This is a genomic window from Polaromonas naphthalenivorans CJ2, from assembly GCF_000015505.1.
Classification (GTDB): domain Bacteria; phylum Pseudomonadota; class Gammaproteobacteria; order Burkholderiales; family Burkholderiaceae_C; genus Polaromonas; species Polaromonas naphthalenivorans.
On the sequence record NC_008781.1, the window covers coordinates 2,345,456 to 2,364,328 of the forward strand.

17 protein-coding genes are annotated in these 18,873 nt (G+C 63.2%); 6 read left to right on the plus strand and 11 right to left on the minus strand.

The features are described 5' to 3' along the window. The first annotated feature begins 33 nt into the window (after positions 1 to 33). Both PNAP_RS11015 and PNAP_RS11020 read left to right on the plus strand, forming a co-directional pair. Positions 34 to 1,803, plus strand: a complete 1,770-nt coding sequence (locus PNAP_RS11015) for a membrane protein (RefSeq protein ID WP_011801584.1) — start codon at positions 34 to 36, stop codon at positions 1,801 to 1,803. Further along, positions 1,800 to 3,167, plus strand: coding sequence for an MATE family efflux transporter (locus PNAP_RS11020; protein WP_011801585.1), 1,368 nt, complete (start codon positions 1,800 to 1,802; stop codon positions 3,165 to 3,167). Before PNAP_RS11015 ends, PNAP_RS11020 begins: the two co-directional genes overlap by 4 nt. On the opposite strand, the gene phoR is transcribed toward PNAP_RS11020, so the two are convergent. The 7 genes from phoR to pstS form a co-directional block, all read right to left on the minus strand. Beyond that, complete coding sequence (gene phoR, locus PNAP_RS11025; protein WP_011801586.1) at positions 3,155 to 4,501, minus strand: phosphate regulon sensor histidine kinase PhoR; 1,347 nt, start codon at positions 4,499 to 4,501, stop codon at positions 3,155 to 3,157. The genes PNAP_RS11020 and phoR overlap by 13 nt on opposite strands. After that, positions 4,498 to 5,226: a phosphate regulon transcriptional regulator PhoB gene (phoB, locus tag PNAP_RS11030; protein ID WP_011801587.1), complete on the minus strand. Its 729-nt coding sequence runs from the start codon at positions 5,224 to 5,226 to the stop codon at positions 4,498 to 4,500. The genes phoR and phoB overlap by 4 nt, the downstream gene beginning before the upstream one ends. Beyond that, positions 5,223 to 5,927, minus strand: coding sequence for a phosphate signaling complex protein PhoU (gene phoU / locus PNAP_RS11035; protein ID WP_011801588.1), 705 nt, complete (start codon positions 5,925 to 5,927; stop codon positions 5,223 to 5,225). The genes phoB and phoU overlap by 4 nt, the downstream gene beginning before the upstream one ends. Positions 5,928 to 5,983: 56 nt before the next feature. Further along, positions 5,984 to 6,763, minus strand: coding sequence for a phosphate ABC transporter ATP-binding protein PstB (gene pstB / locus PNAP_RS11040; RefSeq protein ID WP_041376661.1), 780 nt, complete (start codon positions 6,761 to 6,763; stop codon positions 5,984 to 5,986). A gap of 46 nt (positions 6,764 to 6,809) precedes the next feature. After that, the gene (pstA, locus tag PNAP_RS11045; RefSeq protein WP_011801590.1) at positions 6,810 to 7,682 is read right to left on the minus strand and encodes a phosphate ABC transporter permease PstA; all 873 of its coding nucleotides are present in this window, start codon (positions 7,680 to 7,682) and stop codon (positions 6,810 to 6,812) included. Then, the gene (pstC, locus tag PNAP_RS11050) at positions 7,679 to 8,644 is read right to left on the minus strand and encodes a phosphate ABC transporter permease subunit PstC (RefSeq protein ID WP_011801591.1); all 966 of its coding nucleotides are present in this window, start codon (positions 8,642 to 8,644) and stop codon (positions 7,679 to 7,681) included. The genes pstA and pstC overlap by 4 nt, the downstream gene beginning before the upstream one ends. Before the next feature lie 132 nt (positions 8,645 to 8,776). Continuing rightward, complete coding sequence (gene pstS / locus PNAP_RS11055) at positions 8,777 to 9,820, minus strand: phosphate ABC transporter substrate-binding protein PstS (protein WP_011801592.1); 1,044 nt, start codon at positions 9,818 to 9,820, stop codon at positions 8,777 to 8,779. 198 nt (positions 9,821 to 10,018) lie between these two features. Between pstS and PNAP_RS11060 the strand changes: the two genes are divergently transcribed. From PNAP_RS11060 to PNAP_RS11075, 4 genes are all read left to right on the plus strand, one after another. Continuing rightward, positions 10,019 to 10,501 carry a fasciclin domain-containing protein gene (locus PNAP_RS11060; RefSeq protein ID WP_011801593.1) on the plus strand — a complete coding sequence of 161 codons (483 nt, stop codon included), beginning with the start codon at positions 10,019 to 10,021 and terminating at the stop codon, positions 10,499 to 10,501. Positions 10,502 to 10,630: 129 nt separating this feature from the next. After that, complete coding sequence (locus PNAP_RS11065) at positions 10,631 to 11,785, plus strand: ABC transporter substrate-binding protein (RefSeq protein WP_011801594.1); 1,155 nt, start codon at positions 10,631 to 10,633, stop codon at positions 11,783 to 11,785. Between the two features lie 66 nt (positions 11,786 to 11,851). Further along, positions 11,852 to 13,351, plus strand: a complete 1,500-nt coding sequence (locus PNAP_RS11070) for a Ppx/GppA phosphatase family protein (RefSeq protein WP_041376662.1) — start codon at positions 11,852 to 11,854, stop codon at positions 13,349 to 13,351. Positions 13,352 to 13,422: 71 nt separating this feature from the next. Then, positions 13,423 to 13,983 carry a hypothetical protein gene (locus tag PNAP_RS11075; RefSeq protein ID WP_011801596.1) on the plus strand — a complete coding sequence of 187 codons (561 nt, stop codon included), beginning with the start codon at positions 13,423 to 13,425 and terminating at the stop codon, positions 13,981 to 13,983. A 27-nt stretch (positions 13,984 to 14,010) separates the two neighbouring features. Here the strand turns inward: PNAP_RS11075 and PNAP_RS11080 are convergent, their stop codons facing one another. The 4 genes from PNAP_RS11080 to PNAP_RS11095 all read right to left on the minus strand — a co-directional run bounded on the left by PNAP_RS11080 (position 14,011) and on the right by PNAP_RS11095 (position 18,853). Further along, the gene (locus tag PNAP_RS11080) at positions 14,011 to 14,484 is read right to left on the minus strand and encodes a SixA phosphatase family protein (protein ID WP_011801597.1); all 474 of its coding nucleotides are present in this window, start codon (positions 14,482 to 14,484) and stop codon (positions 14,011 to 14,013) included. 6 nt (positions 14,485 to 14,490) lie between these two features. Next, positions 14,491 to 16,596, minus strand: coding sequence for a polyphosphate kinase 1 (ppk1, locus tag PNAP_RS11085; RefSeq protein ID WP_011801598.1), 2,106 nt, complete (start codon positions 16,594 to 16,596; stop codon positions 14,491 to 14,493). A gap of 188 nt (positions 16,597 to 16,784) precedes the next feature. Beyond that, positions 16,785 to 18,479: a thiamine pyrophosphate-binding protein gene (locus tag PNAP_RS11090; RefSeq protein ID WP_041377194.1), complete on the minus strand. Its 1,695-nt coding sequence runs from the start codon at positions 18,477 to 18,479 to the stop codon at positions 16,785 to 16,787. Positions 18,480 to 18,550: 71 nt separating this feature from the next. Beyond that, positions 18,551 to 18,853 carry a hypothetical protein gene (locus PNAP_RS11095; RefSeq protein ID WP_011801600.1) on the minus strand — a complete coding sequence of 101 codons (303 nt, stop codon included), beginning with the start codon at positions 18,851 to 18,853 and terminating at the stop codon, positions 18,551 to 18,553. Positions 18,854 to 18,873: the final 20 nt, after the last annotated feature.

Sequence of the window (18,873 nt, forward strand, 5' to 3'; positions counted from 1 at the left end):
TACACCTCATTCTTTTCCTATCGTCAAGCCGTTTTGAAAAAACCATCGCCCGCCATCATTGCCCAGTCCGCCGTCCGACGCCTGCCGCGCTGGGCGCTGCTGCTGTTTTGCATGGCCTATATCGTGCCTGGTTTCCTGGGGCGCGGTCCCTGGAAAAACGAGGACATCGCGGCCTTTGGCGTGATGCGCGAACTCACCTCCGCCGCAGCCAACTGGCTGCAACCGCAATTGCTCGGTCAGGTGACCGGGTTTGACGCCTTGGTTCCGTACTGGCTGGGCGCCATCGCCATCAAGATTCTGCCTTTTCTTGATCCGGCCCTGGCCGTGCGCATTCCTTTCATGCTGCTGCTGACGCTGACGCTGCTGGCCACCTGGTATGGCGTCTATTACCTGGCCCGAAGCCCGCAGGCCCAGCCCGTCGCCTTTGCCTTTGGCGGCGAAGCCAACTCGGTGGACTATGCACGGGCCATTGCCGATGCGGGCGTACTGGCGCTGATTGCCAGTTTGGGCCTGGCGCAGTTTTCACACGAAACCACGCCCGCCCTGGCGCAACTGGGCTTTACCACCCTGGCGTTTTATGCCATGGCCTCCAGCCCCTACCGCCGCGCGACCCAGATTATTGGCCCGGCGCTGGGCTTGCTGATCGGCCTGGCAGGCCTGGCGCTGAGTGGCGCACCAACGCTGGCTTTGCTGCTTGGCGTGGGCGGCACGCTGGTGGAGTGGACGCACAGGCGCTGGGGGAATTCGGCAAAGGGCGCCGATGCAGCCAGCAAGCGGCACTCCTGGCACTGGGTGCTGCTGATCGCCGGCATCACGCTGGCCGTTTCGCTGCTGAGTTCTGGACTGGACCTGTGGCGCTGGCGAATTCAATTGCCCGGCACGGACGGCCAGCCCGCCTGGAATGACTTGAAAAGCCTGGGACGCTTGCTACTGTGGTTTACCTGGCCTGCCTGGCCACTGGCCTTGTGGACCCTGTGGGGCTGGCGCAGGCAACTGGCCAGCCGCCATGTGGCGCTGCCGCTGTGGTTTGCCGGCATGGCGGTGGTCTCGACGCTCACCACGACGGCTTCCGACCGGAGCCTGCTGCTGAGCCTGCCGCCGCTGGCCGCCTTGGCTGCCTTTGCGCTGCCCACGCTCAAGCGCAGCGTGGCGTCGCTGATTGACTGGTTCACGCTGCTGTTTTTTACCGGCTGCGCGATCATCATCTGGGTCATCTGGATTGCCATGCAAACCGGCGTCCCACGGCAACCCGCCGCCAATGTGGCCAAACTCGCGCCGGGGTTCGAGCCCAGTTTTTCGCTGATTGCCTTTACAGCGGCGGTCGCTGCCACGCTGGCCTGGGCCTGGCTGGTGCGCTGGCGCACGGGTGCGCACCGCGCAGCCATCTGGAAATCGCTGGTGCTGCCTGCGGGTGGCGCCACGCTTTGCTGGCTGCTGCTGATGACGCTCTGGATGCCCTTGCTGGACTACGCGCGCAGCCTGGGGCCGCTGTCGCGCCAGGTGGCAAGCCTGGTGGATAAAAAAAGCTGTGTCGAAATCTACGGCGTCGGCAGCGCCCAGGCGGCGGCCCTGCAGTACCACGGCCAGCTCGAACTGCGCCAGGCAACTCCGCAGGCCAGTTGCCCTTACCTGGTGGTCGATATCGCGGCCCAGCCAAGCCTGAGCGCAGCAGTGAACCTGCCCGACTGGGCGTTCCAGGCCACGGTGCGCAAACCCACCGACAAAACTGAAAACATGCTGGTGTACAAGCGCGTCAGCCGCAACCGCCCGGCCAGTCCGGCGACTGCCCCGCCGCGTCCATGAGCGAGATCAGGCGGGTCAGCCGCCATGCGGCCACCATCCTGGTCGGCCAGTTGGCCGTGATGGCCTTCGGCGTTGCCGACACCGTGATTGCCGGACGCTACAGCGATGCGGCGCTGGCTGCGCTGTCGGTGGGCTCGGCCCTGTACATCAGCGTGTATGTCGGGCTGATCGGCATCGTGCAGGCGCTGCTCCCGATCTGGGCCGAAATGCTGGGTGCACGCCGGCATGAAGCGGTCGGGCGCTCGCTGCGGCAAAGCCTGTATTTGTGCGGTTTCATCTGCATCGCGGGCATGGCCGCCCTGCTGTTTCCGGGCGTGCTCCTTCGCTGGGCGCAGGTGCCCGCCCTGATGCAGGACGAAGTGCAGCGCTACCTCGCCGTGCTGGCCTTTGCCTTTGCCCCTTCCCTGCTGTTCCGGCTCTACAGCACCCTCAACCAGTCCCTGGGCAAGCCACGCCTGGTGACCTGGCTGCAGATTGCCGCGCTGGGGCTCAAGATCCCCTTGTCGATCTGGCTGGTGGCCGGCGGCGGCGGTATCGATGCCATGGGCGCCGTGGGCTGCGCCTGGGCCACGCTGGCGGTCAACTACCTCCTGCTGCTGCTGGCCGTGCTCATGCTGCGAACCCAGGGTATTTACCAGCCATACGCCATCTGGCGGCGGATGGAGCGGCCCGACTGGCCGCAACTGCGCACCTTCGCCCGGCTCGGCATTCCCGGCGGGCTGGCCTACCTGGTGGAGGTGACGTCCTTCACGCTGATGGCGCTGTTCATCGCGCGGCTGGGAACCATCGCTTCGGCCAGCCACCAAATTGCCGCCAGCGTGGCGGCCGTGCTGTACATGATGCCGCTGTCGATGGCGGTGGCCTGCAGCGCCCGGGTGTCGTTCTGGCTGGGCGCGGGCCGGCCGGACCACGCCAAACGCGTGGTTTTCATGGGTTTGAAGCTCACTGCGCTTATTGCGCTTGCTCTGGCAGCTATTTTTTCCATAGCAGGTCAGTTGCTGGCGGGCTGGTATTCGGCAAGCCCCGAAGTGGTTGCGCTGGCCTCGACCCTGCTGGTGTGGGTGGCCTTCTACCATGTGGCCGATGCGCTGCAGGCGCTGTGTGCGTTCTTGCTGCGCTGCTACCGCATCACGATGGCGCCGCTGGCGCTGTACGGCGTGCTGCTCTGGGGGCTGGGCCTGTTTGGCGGCTACCAGCTGGCTTATGTCGGCCTGGCGGGCCACGCAGCCACGCAAGCGGCCAGCAGCTTCTGGGCTGCCAGCACGCTGGCCATCGCTCTGGTGGCCGCTTGCCTGCTGGGCTTGCTGCTGTACGCCGTGCGGCGCAGCAGCCCCGCCACGGCAGACAGCACTCAGGCCGCCTGAACCGGCTGGCGTACCCGGGCAGCGGGAAAGATGATGGAAAAGCACGAGCCCTGCCCCACCTGGCTTTCAATTCGCAGTTGCGCCCCGTGGCGCTGGGCCACATGCTTGACAATCGCCAGCCCCAGGCCGGTGCCGCCGGTCTCGCGCGAACGGCTGCGGTCCACCCGGTAAAAGCGCTCGGTTAGCCGGGGCAGATGCTCGGGCGCAATGCCCGGTCCTGAATCCCTGACGCGGAACTCGCCGCGTCCATCGGCCAGCAGCGTCCAGCTGACGCGAATCAGCCCGGCCTCGGGCGTGTAACGCACTGCATTGGTGACCAGATTGGACAGAGCACTGCAGATCTCCCGCTGGATGCCGGCAATTTCACAGGCCGGGCCGGGCTCGAACACCAGTTGATGGCCCTGCGGCGCAATCACGCCGGAAAGCGCCCGGGCTTCCTGTTCGCACTGGGCAAACAGGGATTTGGTCGCGCTCCACTCCTGAGCGCCGGGCAACGGACTGCCTTCCAGGCGCGACAGCGTCAGCAAATCATCCACCAGGGTCTGCATGCGCTGCGACTGCTGGGCCATCAGGCAGAGGTAACGGTCGCGCTCGGGCTTCTTCAAGGGAAAGGTTTGCAGGGTTTCGATGAAGCCAGACACCACGGTCAGGGGCGTGCGGATTTCGTGCGACACATTGGCCACGAAATCGCGCCGCATGGCTTCGGCCTGCTCCAGCGCGGTGATGTCGCGAGAGAGCAGGAGTTTTTTGCCCTTGCCATAACAATGCACATGCACCGACAGCTTGACGGGTCGCGCCGGGGTGCTGAAATTGCCCGGAATCACCACCTCCTGCGAAAAATTAGCCGTCGCCATGTAGGCATTGAAGGCCGGGTCACGCACCAGGTTGGCGATGTGCTGCTGGATGTCTCGCTTGGCATCAAAACCGAAATGCTGCGCCGCCATCTGGTTGCACCACTCGATGCGGCCCTCGTCGTCGAGCAGCACCACGCCGTTGGGCGAAGCCTGCAAGGCGGACAGGAATTCATCCAGGCGCGCTTGGCTTTCGCTGTACTGCTGGTGGCGGTTTTTCAGCAGCCGGCGCACGCGGTCGGCGGCCTCGCCCCAGACACCGGGCAGGCGGGGCTGCGCGCCCGCCATCAGGACCGGCGTTTCGTTGCTCTGCTCCGACCGCAGCCAGTTGAGAAGCCGCCTGGCGTAAAAACTGTCCATGAGCTGCCAGCCGGCGGCGCCCAGCAGCAGCCCCCAGGCCAGGCCTTCCCGTGAACCGGCCCACCAGCCCACGGCGCCGCCAACCACCGCACAGCAGGCAAAAGCGATCCAGCGCCGGATCATGACCCCGCAGATGCCGCCGTAGCAGCAGGAGTTTTTGCAACCACGCCCGTCAGCCGGTAGCCGGCCCCACGAACGGTTTCCACCATGGCGCCGGCCGCGCCCAGCGCCTCGCGCAGGCGCTTGACATGCACATCGACCGTGCGCTCTTCAATGAACACATGGTCGCCCCAGACCTTGTCGAGCAGGCTGCTGCGGCTGTGCACCCTTTCCGGATGCTTCATCAGGTAGTGCAGCAGCTTGAACTCGGTCGGCCCCAGCTTGAGGTCCTGGCCCTGCCAGGCAATGCGGTGGGTGGCGGCATCAAGCACCAGTGCGCCAACGGTCACGCTGTCGCCCTGCGACTCGGGCGCGCGGCGGCGCAGCACGGCGCGGATGCGGGCCAGCAGCTCCTGCGTGGAAAAAGGCTTGGTGATGTAGTCGTCGGCGCCGGCGTCCAGCCCGGCCACCTTGTCGGGCTCGTCGCCGCGCGCCGTCAGCATCAGGATCGGAATACTTCGGGTCCGTTCCTGCTTGCGCCAGAGGCGTGCCAGGCTCAGGCCGCTCTGGCCCGGCAGCATCCAGTCGAGCAAAATCACGTCGGGCAGCATGGTGTCCAGTTCGCGCTGGGCCGCCACGCTGTCGTAGGCCAGCACCGGAATGAAGCCGCCGTGCTTCAGGTTGACCTGAATCAGTTCGGCAATGGCCGGTTCATCTTCAACAATCAATACGCGTGGCAGGTGTTTCATTGCTTGACGGCGGACTCGATCTGGTCCATCGGGCTGTGCCGGACATCGGCGCCCTTGACGATGTAGATGATGAACTCGGCAATGTTCTTGGCATGGTCGCCCACGCGCTCGATGGCCTTGGCGATAAACAGCAGGTCCAGGCTGGCCGAGATGGTGCGCGGGTCTTCCATCATGTAGGTGATCAGCTTGCGCACGAAGCCATCAAATTCGGCATCGATCTGGTCGTCTTCCTTGAGGATGGACACCGCTGCCGCCGTGTCCAGCCGGGCAAAGGCGTCAAGCGCCTTGCGCAACAGGCCCGAGGCCAGGTCGGCAGCCACCCGCAGATCGGTCGATGGCAGCGTGCGCGATGCACCGCTGTCGATGATGGACTTGACCATGCGGGCGATTTTTGCCGCCTCATCGCCCGCCCGTTCCAGATTGGCGGTGGTTTTTGAAATCGCGATCAGCAGCCGCAGGTCGCGCGCCGTGGGCTGGCGCCGCGCGATGATGGACGACAGTTCGCGGTCAATCTCCAGTTCCATGCCGTTGACGCGAAGCTCGGTTTCGATGACCTGGTTGGCGCTTTCGGCGCTGAACTGCGACAGCGCATAAATCGCCAGCCGCAACTGGGATTCGACCAGGCCGCCGAGTTCCATCACGCGGGACGATACCCCGTTGAGTTCACTGTCAAACTGGGTGGACAGGTGTTTGTCAGCCATGGTGTTACTCCTTGATTGCTTATTTATTTCTTGATTATTTGCTTCTTGCTTCTTGCTCAGCCGAAACGGCCGGTGATGTAGTCTTCGGTTTCCTTGCGCTTGGGCTTGAAGAAGATGTCTTCGGTGGCGCCGAACTCCACCAGATCGCCCAGATACATGTAGGCCGTGTAGTCGCTGCAGCGCGCGGCCTGCTGCATGTTGTGCGTCACGATGACCACGGTGTAGTCGTCTTTCAGCTCGGCAATCAGCTCCTCGACCTTGGCGGTCGAAATCGGGTCCAGTGCCGAGCAGGGCTCGTCGAGCAGCAGCACTTCGGGCTTGATGGCGATGCCCCGGGCAATGCACAGCCGCTGCTGCTGGCCGCCCGACAGGCTGGCGCCGCTCTGGTTGAGCTTGTCCTTGACCTCGGTCCACAAAGCGGCCTTGCGCAAGGCCCATTCGACCCGCTCGTCCATGTCGGAAGCATTGAGGTTTTCAAACAGCTTCACGCCGAACGCAATGTTGTCGTAAATCGACATCGGGAACGGTGTCGGTTTCTGGAACACCATGCCGACCTTGGCCCGAAGCAGCGCCACGTCTTCCTTGGAAGTCAGCAGGTTGGTGCCATCCAGCATCACTTCGCCTTGCGCCCGCTGCTCGGGGTACAGCTCGTACATGCGGTTGAAAATCCGCAACAGGGTCGATTTTCCGCAGCCCGAAGGGCCGATGAAAGCCGTCACCTTGTTCTCGGGAATTTCAAGGTTGATGTTCTTGAGGGCATGGAATTTGCCGTAGTAAAAATTCAGGTTGTTGACTGAAATTTTAGATTTTTCACGGGTTGCGGTCAGGGTATCCATCATTCACCTTGTCTTTTAGGTAGCCGGGCTGTGAGTTGCCGGAAGTTCAGTCTTTTTTGCGCGTCAGCACGCGCGCCAGAATATTCAGGCCCAGCACCGCCATCGTGATGATGAAGACGCCCGCCCAGGCCAGTTTCTGCCAGTTTTCATACGGGCTCATGGCGAACTTGAAGATCGTTACCGGCAGGCTGGCCATCGGCTGGTTCAGGTTCGAGGTCCAGAACTGGTTGTTCAGGGCGGTGAACAGCAGCGGCGCGGTTTCACCGGCGATGCGCGCCACGGCCAGCAAAATGCCGGTGACCACGCCGGAGCGGGCAGCGCGCAGCGTGATGCTGGTGATGACTTTCCACTTGGGCGCGCCCAGCGCATAGGCAGCTTCGCGCAGGCCCGGCGGAATCAGCTGCAGCATGTTCTCGGTCGTGCGGATCACCACCGGAATCACGATCAGCGCCAGCGCCAGGACACCGGCCCAGCCTGAGAACGAATGAAAGCGCGACACCACGATGGCATAGACAAACAGGCCGATCACGATGGAAGGCGCCGACAGCAGGATGTCGTTGACAAAGCGCGTGATGGAAGCGAGAAGCCCCTTGGTGTTGTACTCGGCCAGGTAGATGCCGGCCATGATGCCAATCGGTGTTCCGACAAAGGTGGACAGCAGCACCATCAGCAGCGAGCCGTAGATGGCATTGGCAATGCCGCCCTCTTCATTGGGGGCCGGCGTCATTTCGGTGAAGGTCGCCAGCGAGATACCGCCTATGCCCAGCCTGACGGTTTCCCACAAGATCCAGAACAGCCAGAACAAACCGAAGGCCATGGCCGTCAGCGACAGCACCAGCGCGAACTGATTGACCCGCTTGCGCCGGGAAAATTTGGCCAGGCGCGCAGCCTGCGCTGCGTTTTGCATGACGGCGCTCATGACTTGGTTCCTTCATTTTTCTGCAACTGCGACAGCAGCAGCTTGGACAGCGACAGCACCACGAAGGTAATGAAGAACAGGACCAGACCCAGGTAGATCAGCGACGCCTGGTGCAGGCCTTCACCGGCTTCGGCAAACTCGTTGGCCAGTGCCGACGTGATGCTGTTGGCCGCCTGGAACAGGCTCAGGGAATCGAGCTGGTTGAAGTTACCGATGACAAACGTCACCGCCATGGTTTCACCCAGCGCACGCCCCAGCCCCAGCATGATGCCGCCCATGACGCCGGCCTTGGTGTAAGGCAGCACCACCTTCGACACCACTTCCCAGGTCGTGGCCCCGAGTCCGTAGGCCGATTCCTTGAGCAGCACCGGCGTGACCTCGAACACGTCGCGCATCACCGAGGCGATGAACGGGATGATCATGATAGCCAGAATAATCCCGGCCGACAAGATGCCGATACCGACCGGCGGGCCTGAAAACAGCGCGCCCAGGTAAGGCACCTCGCTGAACATGTTTTGCAGCGGCTGCTGCACATAGGTGGCCAGGATGGGGCCGAACACCAGCAAGCCCCACATGCCATAGACGATGGACGGCACGGCGGCCAGCAACTCGATGGCCGTGCCGAGCGAGCGCTTGAGCCAGGCCGGCGACAGTTCGGTCAAAAACAGTGCGATGCCAAAGCTCACAGGCACGGCGATCAAGAGCGCGATGAAGGAAGTGGCCAGAGTGCCGTAAATCATCACCAGCCCGCCGTACTCGTTTTGCACCGGGTCCCAGACGCTGTTGGTCAAAAAGCCAAGGCCATATTTGCTGATGGCCGGCCAGGCACCGATCACCAGCGACACCAGGATGGCAATCAAGAGCCCCAGCGTCAGCAGTGCAGCCGCCAGCGCGGCCCAGCCGAAAATCCGGTCCGGCAGCGGGCTTCGTTTCACAGGTTTCACAGGGGGAGGATTGGTCATGGCGCGTCCGGTCGCTTTTGCCGGAAACTCAAAAGCGGCCCGGCTTGCCGGAAGTGTAGAGGACACGAAATAAAACCCCTATGGTTGTAAGCTGGAATGCAAAGCCTGCTGCCTGACTATTTATCTGGCGATTTACTTGTAGGCGACGGCTTTACCCGAAGCGTCCTTGATCTCGCCCCAGGCTTTTTCGACGATGAGCTTCACATTGGCAGGCATCGGTACATAGTCCAGCGTGTCAGCGGTCTGGTCGCCATTCTTGTAAGCCCACTCGAAGAACTTGAGCGACGTAGCGGCCTGGGCCGGTTTTTCCTGGACTTTCTGCATCAGGATGAAGGTCGCGCCGGTGATGGGCCAGGCATCCTTGCCGGGCTGCTCGGTCAGGATCTGGTAGAAGCTCTTGGACCATTCGGCGCCAGCGGCTGCGGCCTTGAAAGCCGTGTCTTCGGGCGAAACAAAGTTGCCGGCGGCATTTTTCATCTGCGCAAAAGTCAGCTTGTTTTGTTTGATGTAAGCGTATTCAAGGTAGCCAATCGAGTTGGGCAGCCGGCCCACAAACGCAGCCACACCCTCATTACCCTTGCCGCCCGCGCCCACAGGCCAGTTGACGGCCGTACCCTCGCCCACTTTGGCTTTCCACTCGGCATTCACCTTGCTCAGGTAATTGGTAAAGATAAAGCTGGTGCCCGAACCATCGGCGCGGCGCACTGGCGCAATCGCCACATCAGGCAAAGGCAGGGTGGGGTTCAGCGCCTTGATGGCCGGATCGCTCCACTTGGTGATCTTGCCGAGGTAGATGTCACCCAGAACCTGGCCCGTCAACTTAAGCTGACCTGGGGCAATACCCTTGATGTTCACCACGGGCACCACGCCACCAATGACGGTGGGGAACTGCATCAACCCTTTTTTAGCCAGCTCGTCATCCTTCAGCGGCATGTCCGATGCACCAAAATCCACGGTCTTGGCTTCAATTTGACGAATACCAGCGCCGGAGCCTACCGACTGGTAGTTGATCTTGATGTTGGTCGCCTTGTTGTAATCGGCGGCCCATTTGGAATAAAGCGGTGCCGGGAAGGTGGCGCCGGCGCCCGTGACATCCTGCGCAGCCGACAGCGTGGCAAACGACATCAGGGCAGCGCCCAGGGTCACGGTCATCGAAGCTTTGAGAGTTGATTGCATCAGAACACCTTTACGGTTGATAAGAAAGATGGCGCCACTGTAGAAGTCTTGTGTGACAGGGATATGACAGACCTGCGGCATTTTGCCAAGGTAAAACCGACACCTTGCTGTCACAAAACATTCAAATTTCTGTCACAAAGTGGTCATGGAATACCCTTACTCTTGCGGCTGTCTTACCCAGTTACCCAGGAGATTCACATGCTCAAGCGCCATTTCATATTTGTCCTTACCGCCGTTGCGATCCTTTCCGGCTGTGCCTCGACCTCGCTTCCCGTTTCAGTCGCCGACACCGTGGCTGCACAACCCCAGCTCTCGACCCTGAACGGCCTCGTTGTCAAAGCCGGCCTGACGGACACGCTCAAGGGCACTGGCCCGTTCACGGTTTTTGCGCCCACCAATGAAGCCTTTGCCAAGGTGCCGGCCAAGACCATGCAGGCGCTGGCCAGCGACCCGGCCAAGCTCAAGGCAGTGCTCACCTACCACGTCATTCCCGGCAAGGTCATGCTGGCCGATGTGAAGAACGGCAACAGCAAGACCGTCAACGGCGCCAACCTGGCACTTTCGCGGGCCGGCGACTTCGTGACCGTGGAAGAAGCGCTGGTGCAAACGCCGGACATTGCCGCCAGCAACGGCGTGGTCCATGTCGTGGACAGTGTTCTTTTGCCGCCGGCCAGCCGCTGATGCCTGACAAGGCATCCCGACTGCCTTGTTTTTGACTCATTTATGCCTTTTGCGCATGCTGCAAGGGCGCTAGTAGCTATTTATTTCATAGCACTCTGGTTCATGGTCCAAGTTCACTGAAAAACAAATATGCTGCCTGCCCCCTCCCCTTTGAATCGCCGCCATTGGCTGCGACGCGCCGGCCTGCTGACGGCGGGCGCCGCCGCGACCACCGCCGGCTGGGCGCAGCCTGGCAAGCCGGCTGCGTCCTCGCGCAGCCTGACGGTGGCCCAGCTGGTGGATTTCTCGGAGGCACAGCAGGATGTGTCCAAGGATTTCCTGATCGGCTCGCGCGCCGCCTGGCAGGACATCAACGCACGCGGCGGCATTCGCGGCCGGCCGGTCGCGCATCTGGCGCTGGAAACCGACGGCACGGCCGCCAGCGTACGCTCCGCCCTCAATGAAGCCATGAACAACCCGTCCTGCCTGGTGCTGTCCGGCAGTGTCGGCGACCCGCTGGCCAGCCAGGTAGCCGCCCTGTCGCGCCAGGACGGCCTGAACATCGCCCATGCCGCGCCCTGGCTGCAAAACTCCAGCCTTGAAGTGGACAGCAAGACCTTCCCGATCTTCGCGGCGCGCCAGGAACAGATCGCCCATGCGCTCAAGAACCTGTCGGTCATGGGCGTCAAAGTTCTGGGCGCCGTGTATGCAAGCGCCCGGGAGCATGCCGCCTATCACCTTGAAGTCGAACGCATCGCGGCCGGCATGCAGTTGCAGCTGCAGTCTTTCCAGGGCACCGGGGATGTGCGCCTGCTGGGCCAGAAGCTCACCACCGGCACGCCCTCCGTGCTGCTGTTCGTGGGCGGCACGCCGGAGCTGGCCCAGTTCACCCAGGGGCTGGAAAAGCAGGCCCGCCAGCGCTACATCGTGGCCCTGGCCGACGTCAACCTGCAAACCCTGCTGCAGATGGGCGCTGCGCGCAACACACCGATCATTGCCACCCAGCCGGTGCCGATGGTCAGCGCCGCCTTGCCGGTCGTGCGGCAGTACCGTGAAACGCTGGCCCGGCTGTTCGACGAACCCCCCACCCCCTTGAGCCTGGCCGGCTTCATTGCTGCCCGCTACACCTTTGAGGTGCTGGGCGGAATCGACGCGCCGCTGAGCCGCCAAAGCGTCCTGGCCGGCTTTCAGCAGCGCACCAGCCTGAACCTCGGCGGGTTTCACATCGCCTTCGACGCCCGGCACCGAAGCGGCACCTACGTGACGCAAAGCATGATGACGCTGGACGGCCGGCTGATCGGCTGATCCATGCCCGTGCTGAAATGTGCTCGGCGCCAATGCTATGCTGGCTTCCGAACTAAAAGCTCAAACATGCAAAACGGAACACTGCTTGCCGCTGTGGACTTGGGGTCCAACAGCTTTCGCCTTGAAATAGGCCGCCTTGACCATGGCCGCATCCACCGGATCGAGTACCTCAAGGAAACCGTGCGCCAGGGCAACGGCCTGGACGCCGACCGCAACCTGTCGCCAGATGCCATGCAGCGCGGCTGGGACTGCCTGGCGCGCTTTGGCGAACGGCTGGCGGGATTCAGGAAAGAGCAGGTCCGGGCGGTGGCCACGCAAACCCTGCGCGAGGCCCTCAACCGCGAGGAATTCATCAGTCGCGGCCAAAAACTGCTCGGTTTTCCGATTGACGTGATTGCCGGCCGCGAGGAAGCCCGCCTGATCTACCAGGGCGTGGCCCATTTGCTGCCGCAGTCCAGCGAGCGGCGCCTGGTGGTCGATATCGGCGGGCGCTCGACCGAAATGATCCTCGGTCAGGGCCTGGATGCGCATACGCTGGAGTCTTACCGCGTGGGCAGCGTGGCCTGGTCGATGCGCTATTTTCCCCAGGGGCTGTTCAGCGCCCGGGCTTTCGAGCTGGCCGAAATTGCCGCCAAGGCGGTGCTTGACGAAGCCATGACGGCCTATCGCCCGCAGGCCTGGGATGCCGCTTACGGCTCGTCAGGAACCATAGGCGCGGTCAGCGAAGTGCTGGCCGCAGCGGGCTGGCAGCCCGATGTGGTCACCCGCGAAGGCCTGGACTGGCTGCTGGACCGCCTGATCAAGGCGCAAAGCGCCGACCGGATCAAGATCGAAGGCATGAAGGAAGAGCGCCGGGCCGTCATTGGCGGCGGCATCAGCGTGCTCAGGGCGGTGTTTGACCTGCTGGGCATTGAGAAAATGCAGGCGGCGCAGGGCGCGCTGCGCCACGGCGTGCTGTATGACCTGGTGGAGCGGGACGAAGACCTGACGGATTTGCGCACCACCAGCGTGCAGCGCCTGGCCCACAACTTCAATACCGACCGCGTGCAGGCCGAGCGGCTCAGCCAGGTGGCGCAGCACCTGTTCGTGATGGCCGGCAGCAGCCTGCCCAAGGCGGAATCGGCCAGCCTGCAGCACCAGCTCGGATGGGCCGCGCAGCTGCATGAAGTCGGCAGCCAGATTTCACACACCTACTACCACAAGCACGGCGCCTATATTCTGGACAATGCCGACGCGCCCGGCTTTGCCGTGCACGAGATGCATCGCCTGAGCCTGCTGGTGCTCGGCCACCGGGGCAAGCTGCGCAAGCTGGAGGCTGATTTTGAAGACCGGCTGTTTGTCCAGCAGTTGCTGTGCCTGCGCCTGGCCGTCATCTTGTGCCACGCCCGGCGCGACCCGGACCTCAAGGGCCTGCAACTCGAATGGGACACCGATCCCGGACGGCGCTTCATGCTGACCTGCCGGCCAGGCTGGGCGGAAGCTTTTCCCCAGTCGGCTCATTTGCTGCGGGAAGAAATGCTGTCCTGGCAAAAGACACCCTGGACCTTGCACGCTGCCGGCCTGTAAGACTGCGGATCTTGGTGCTTTCATGAAAGTTCGATTAAACTGTATAAACCGTTTAATCAAGGAATACCCTCATGAGCACCACACAACAAACCCCAGAATCCGCGCCTGTAGCGACGCCCCTGCCGGCCCCCGCTCCCGTAGCCCCGGCGGCCCCGGCAAAACAGGAAGCCGCCCCGGTCGCGGTCAAGCGGACAAGGTCGCCCGCCAAAAAAGTCGCCGCCGAAGCAGCGCCTGTCACGCCAGCACCGCTCACAAAACCAGCCGTTAAAAAAGCGGCCGTCAGAAAGACGCCCGTCAAAAAAGTAGCGGCGAAGGCGATCCCTCCTCAAAAGACCGCAGCCAAGGCGCCGGCAGTCAAAGCGGTGGCCGCTGCGAAGCCTGAAAAAACGGCTGCGCCGCACAAAGCCAAAAAAGACAAGCTGGTCCGGGACAGTTTCACCATTCCCAAAACGGAATATGCGGTGATTGATGAGTTGAAGCAGCGGGCCGCCAAGCTGAACAGCGCTGTCAAGAAGAGTGAGTTGCTGCGCGCGGGCATCAAGATGCTGGCCTCCCTGTCGGATGCCGCATTGCTGACGGCCCTGGCGCAGGTTCCCACCATCAAGACCGGCCGGCCAGCGCTTAAAAAATAAGCCGCCGCCAGCGCTGCAGCCGGCCGCTTAAAGCAGTTCGGGCGACTGAACCGTCACCACGACAGCCTGCACCTGGCCATCGCGTTCGCGGGTGCGCAGCCACCACAACGCGCCTTTCTTGATGGCGCAGTCGGAGTCAACCAGCCCCAGCAGCCGGGCAATGACCTGCCCCAGCGTGGGCTGGTGGCCAATCACCAGCACCGGCGTCTTGCTCAGCGGCCACTGCACCAGTTCCAGCACGTCTTCGGGCGCGGCGCCCGGCGCCAGTTCGACTCGGGTCTTGAATTTTCGCCCCAGCGCCAGCGCGGTCTGCTCGCAGCGCCGCGCCGGGCTTACCAGGGTGCGGGCACTGCCGGGCAACTGCCGGTCCAGCCATTCGGCCATGCGCGCGGCCTGCTTTTCCCCGCGCGAGGTCAGCTTGCGTTCAAGGTCTCTTTGCGCATCCACAACGCCTTCAGGCAGGTCTTCCGCTTCGGCGTGACGCCACAAAATCAGGTCCATGGTTGACTACCTTTCGCGTGGTTTCAAAGCCGAGTAGCGCGCCATCAGCGCGGACTGCGCGCCATGGCGCTGTGCCGGATCAGCCGGATTCACCAGCACATAGCTGCCATCGGGCCGCAAATCCCAGGCATCGCACCCGTCGTGCAGGTAGGCGACCAGGCATTCGTCGATGAGGCGCTGGCGAATCACCGGGTCAGTCACCGGCCAGGCCAGTTCGACCCGGCGCAGCATGTTGCGGTTCATCCAGTCGGCGCTCGACAGCAACAAGGTTTCGTCACCGCCGCTGCGAAAGTAAAACACACGCGAATGCTCCAGGAAGCGGCCGATCACCGAGCGCACGCGGATGTTGTCGGTCACGCCGGGCACCTGGGCCGGCAGCATGCAGGCGCCGCGCACGATCAGGTCAATGCTGACGCCGCACTGCCCGGCCTTGACCAGCGCCCGCATCAGGTCTTCGTCGGTCAGGGCATTGGTCTTGACCACGATGCGCGTGTCCTTGCCCTGCAGCGCGGCCTGGGCCAGAGCGTCGATTTTTTCGATCAGCTTGCGCTGCAGCTGGAACGGCGCCAGCAGCAGGTGGTGCAGCTTGGGCAGGCGGCTGTGGCTGGCCAGGTGCACGAACACATGGTCGATGTCCGAGGTCAGCAGCGGGTCGGCCGTGAGGTAGCTCACGTCGGTGTACAGGCGGGCCGTGCCCGGGTTGTAGTTGCCGGTGGACAGGTGGGCATAGCGCACCAGTCGCTGGCCTTCGCGCCGGGTCACCAGCAGCATCTTGGCATGCGTCTTCAGGCCCATCACGCCATAGACCACCTGCGCGCCGATGGATTCGAGCATCTCGGCCCAGTTGATGTTGGCCTCTTCATCAAAGCGCGCCTTCAGCTCAACCACCACCATGACTTCCTTGCCGCGCCGCACCGCCTCGCGCAGCAGCAGCATCAACTCGGAGTCCGGTCCGGTGCGGTAAATGGTCTGCTTGATCGCCAGCACCGAGGGGTCATTGACCGCCTCGCGCAAAAAATCCAGTACCGCGTCGAAGCTCTCGAAAGGCTGGTGAATCGACACGTCGCCCTGCCGCAGGCGCTCGAAAAATGACTGGCCGGGCTGAAGCTGCTTCGGGTAGCAGGCCTTGTAGCGCGGAAACAGCAGCTTGGGGTCGTTGACCAGATCGACCAGCTGCGTCAGCCGCACCAGGTTGACCGGGCCAGGCACCCGGTACAGCGCCTGCGCCGGCAGGTTGAACTGCTTGAGCAAAAAGCCCGACAGATACTCCGAGCAGCCGGCCGACACTTCCAGCCGGACCGCCTGGCCGTAGTTGCGCTGCTCCAGCCCCAGGCGCAGGGCGGTGCGCAGGTTTTTCACGTCGTCCTCATCGACTTCCAGGTCGGAATGCCGGGTCACGCGGAACTGCGAAAACTCGCCGACCTTGCGGCCCGCGAACAGGTCCGCCAGATGCGCCCGGATCACGCTGGACAGCGAGAGGAACAGCTTGTTGCCCTTTTCAGCCCCCCGGCTGGGCATGTGGATCAGGCGCGGCAGCACGCGCGGCACCTTGACGATGGCGATTTCGTTCTCGCGCCCGAAGGCATCGCGCCCGCCCAGCCGCACGATGAAGTTCAGCGACTTGTTGGCGACCTGCGGAAACGGGTGCGACGGGTCGAGCCCGACCGGAATCAGGAGCGGGCGCACCGCGCGTTCAAAGTAGGCCTTGACCCAGCGCCGCTGCGCCGTGCTGCGCTCGCCGTGCGAGACGATGCGGATGCCGTGCCTGGCAAACGCCGGCAGCAGCTCGTCGTTGTACAGCGCGTACTGGCGCGCCACCATGTCATGGGCAATGCCCGAGAGCGTCTTGAACGAGGCGACCGAGTAAGTGCCCTTTTGCTCGTTGTTCTGCACCGCCGTCAGGTGGGAAACCGCCCGCACTTCAAAGAATTCATCCAGGTTGGACGACACGATGCACAAAAAGCGCAGCCGCTCCAGCAGCGGCACGTCCACGCGCCGCGCCCAGTCAAGCACGCGCTCGTTGAAGGCGAGGATGCTGTGGTCGCGGTCAAGAAACTTGATGGGCACAGGGTTGGGAATCAGTGCAACAGTCGGTTCAGGAATCAACAACACAGGTCTTTGGTATTAAAAAAAATAAGCCCTAGTGTTGCTGGCTTTGATGACAGGCGTGTGACAGTCAGCGGCCCCGATGGTGCGCCTGTCATCGGGGGTTTGCAAGTTGAAGCGGCACCTTCCCAGTTGATTTTTTAAGCAAAAAATGCCGTTTGCGCAATATGGGCATGCACAAGCAGCTATTATTTTTATAGCTTCTGTTTCAGCGCGCCCTGCGTGATGGATGACAGCGTGGCGCGTGTGGTGATGACTTCCGGGTCCAGTGTCACCTCGATCAGCGTGCCTTCGGACCGATCCAGCGCGGCCAGCAGTTCGGCCTCGAATTCGTCCGTGCGGGTGATGCGCACGCCGGCATAACCGTAGGCGCGCGCCAGCGCCGCAAAGTCCGGGTTGTTCAGGCGCGAGCCGCTTTCATGCTGCGGATACTGCTTTTCCTGGTGCATGCGGATGGTGCCGTACATGCCGTTGTTGAGCAGCACGATGATGCTTTTGGCGCCGTGCTGAACGGCGGTGGCCAGCTCTTGCCCGTTCATCAGGAAGTCGCCGTCGCCGGCAATCGTGAAAGCGACACGCCCGGTCGTGATGGCCGCCGCAATGCCGGCCGGCACGCCGTAGCCCATCGCGCCGACGGTGGGCGCGAGCTGCGTCTTGTGTCCCTTGGCCAGCCCGTGGTGCTTGAAAAAACGGTGAATCCAGCTGGCGAAATTGCCTGCGCCGTTGGTCAGCACGGCATCCGCCGGCAGATAGCGCTGCAGCAGGCCGACGATGGCCGGCATGTCGACGTCGCCCGGCAAGGCTTGCGGCACCAGGTTGGCCAGGTAGTCTTCGTTGGCCGACGCCGTCCAGGCTTCCCACGGCACCGATACCGGCGCGCTCAAGACTTCGAGCGAACGCGCGGCGGCATTCATGGTCGCGTTGATCGCCAGGTCGGCCTGGAACACGCGGTTGAGTTCCTCGGCGCTGGCGTGGATATGCACCAGTTTCTGCTTCGGCCGGGGCGCTTCGATCAGCGTGTAGTTGCCGGTCGTCATTTCGCCCAGGCGCGGGCCGATGGCAATGATCAGGTCGCTGGCCTTGACGCGCGCAGCCAGTTTCGGACTCAGGCCGATGCCCACATCGCCGGCATACAGCGGGTGGTGGTTGTCAAACGTGTCCTGGAAGCGAAAGGCGTTGCCGACCGGCAGCTTCCAGTTTTCGGCAAAGCGCTGCAAGGCCTGCGCCGACTGCGGCGTCCAGCCACCGCCGCCCGCGATGATCAGCGGCTGCTTTGACGCCAGCAGCATCTCGCGCAGCGTGCGCAGGGCGCCGGGGTCGCTCCAGGCCTGCACCGCTTCCACCCGTGGCAAGGGCCGGGCAGCGGTCATGCGCGTCAGCATGTCCTCGGGCAGCACCAGCACCACCGGGCCGGGCCGGCCGTTCATCGCCGTGGCAAAGGCGCGCGCCACGTATTCGGGAATGCGGTCGGCGTCATCGATGCGCTCGACGCGCTTGGCAAAGCCCTTGGTACTGGGGCCGAAAAAGCTCGAATAGTCCACTTCCTGGAAAGCCTCGCGGTCACGGCAGTCGCTGGCCACGTCGCCGACCAGCAGCACCATCGGCGTCGAATCCTGGAAAGCCGTGTGCACGCCGATGGAGGCATTGGTCGCGCCCGGCCCGCGCGTGACCATGCACACGCCGGGGCGTCCGGTCAGCTTGCCGTGGGCTTCGGCCATGAAGGCCGCGCCACCCTCCTGGCGGCAGGTGATGAAGCGGATCTGGTCCCGGCGCGCATGCAGCCCGTCAAGCACCGCCAGGTAGCTTTCGCCCGGAACGCCGAATGCATGGGTGACGCCCTGGGCCAGGAGGCAGTCAACAAGAAGATGGCCGGCAAGTTGTTGGGTCATGCGCTTTATTGTGCCCTGCCCTCTGCCGTCCCGAACGATGGCCGCCATCTCGAAGCGAAGGGGCGCCCCGCTTATTCTGGCGTGGCCGGATCGGCGTCGGCGCCGCCCGATTCCAGCGCCTGCCGGGCCAGTTCCTCATCGCTCAGCGGCGGCGCGTCCTCCAGTGCGGCGAGTTCTTCGAGCAGCGCGTCATCGGGCGCCTCGTGCCCGAGCAGGACTTCCTCGATGCGCTGGGTAAAAGTCTCGGCATGAATCGCCTCGGGTCCGCTGGTCGCGGGCGGAAACTTGTCCGCCAGATCGGCCATGACGGCGTCTGATTTTTCCTCGACCCAGCGGACAAAGTCGTTGGCGGGGGGTGTTCTGGATGCGGTCATTGAAGTCTCCTGAAGTTAAA

Coding starts and splice junctions, on each gene's coding strand:
- PNAP_RS11020 (WP_011801585.1), top strand. CDS start 1,800: ATGAGCGAGATCAGGCGGGTCAGCCGCCATGCGGCCACCATCCTGGTC.
- phoR (WP_011801586.1), bottom strand. CDS start 4,501: ATGATCCGGCGCTGGATCGCTTTTGCCTGCTGTGCGGTGGTTGGCGGC.
- phoB (WP_011801587.1), bottom strand. CDS start 5,226: ATGAAACACCTGCCACGCGTATTGATTGTTGAAGATGAACCGGCCATT.
- phoU (WP_011801588.1), bottom strand. CDS start 5,927: ATGGCTGACAAACACCTGTCCACCCAGTTTGACAGTGAACTCAACGGG.
- pstB (WP_041376661.1), bottom strand. CDS start 6,763: ATGGATACCCTGACCGCAACCCGTGAAAAATCTAAAATTTCAGTCAAC.
- pstA (WP_011801590.1), bottom strand. CDS start 7,682: ATGAGCGCCGTCATGCAAAACGCAGCGCAGGCTGCGCGCCTGGCCAAA.
- pstC (WP_011801591.1), bottom strand. CDS start 8,644: ATGACCAATCCTCCCCCTGTGAAACCTGTGAAACGAAGCCCGCTGCCG.
- pstS (WP_011801592.1), bottom strand. CDS start 9,820: ATGCAATCAACTCTCAAAGCTTCGATGACCGTGACCCTGGGCGCTGCC.
- PNAP_RS11060 (WP_011801593.1), top strand. CDS start 10,019: ATGCTCAAGCGCCATTTCATATTTGTCCTTACCGCCGTTGCGATCCTT.
- PNAP_RS11065 (WP_011801594.1), top strand. CDS start 10,631: ATGCTGCCTGCCCCCTCCCCTTTGAATCGCCGCCATTGGCTGCGACGC.
- PNAP_RS11070 (WP_041376662.1), top strand. CDS start 11,852: ATGCAAAACGGAACACTGCTTGCCGCTGTGGACTTGGGGTCCAACAGC.
- PNAP_RS11075 (WP_011801596.1), top strand. CDS start 13,423: ATGAGCACCACACAACAAACCCCAGAATCCGCGCCTGTAGCGACGCCC.
- PNAP_RS11080 (WP_011801597.1), bottom strand. CDS start 14,484: ATGGACCTGATTTTGTGGCGTCACGCCGAAGCGGAAGACCTGCCTGAA.
- PNAP_RS11090 (WP_041377194.1), bottom strand. CDS start 18,479: ATGACCCAACAACTTGCCGGCCATCTTCTTGTTGACTGCCTCCTGGCC.
- PNAP_RS11095 (WP_011801600.1), bottom strand. CDS start 18,853: ATGACCGCATCCAGAACACCCCCCGCCAACGACTTTGTCCGCTGGGTC.